The 313-nt window shown below is 58.5% G+C and carries 1 pseudogene; it reads left to right on the top strand.

The annotated features are described in order from the left end of the window. Positions 1–313: pseudogene (nrdD, locus tag P0G09_RS17415) on the top strand (anaerobic ribonucleoside-triphosphate reductase); the annotation flags it as partial.

Below are 313 nucleotides of genomic sequence, written 5' to 3'. Positions count from 1 at the left end.
ACCCCCAGCGATGCCGCCCCCATTCTGTGGCAGTACGGCGCACTGGCCCGCCTGAAGTAGGGCGAGAAGATCGACAAGCTGCTCTTTGGCGGCTACTCCACCATCAGCCTGGGCTACGCCGGTCTGTATGAGTGTGTGAAGTATATGACCGGCAAGAGCCACACCGATGCCGGTGCCAAACCCTTTGCCCTGAGCGTGATGCAGCAAATGAACGACAAGTGCACCGAGTGGAAGAAGGCCGAGAACATGGATTACTCTCTCTACGGCACCCCGCTGGAATCCACCACCTACAAGTTTGCCATGTGCCTGCAGA

Origin of the sequence: Faecalibacterium sp. DFI.5.82 (assembly GCF_029076575.1) — a bacterium.
Classification (GTDB): domain Bacteria; phylum Bacillota; class Clostridia; order Oscillospirales; family Ruminococcaceae; genus Faecalibacterium; species Faecalibacterium duncaniae.
The sequence above is the reverse complement of the archived record's forward strand: the minus strand, read 5'-3'. Positions and strand labels throughout refer to the sequence as shown.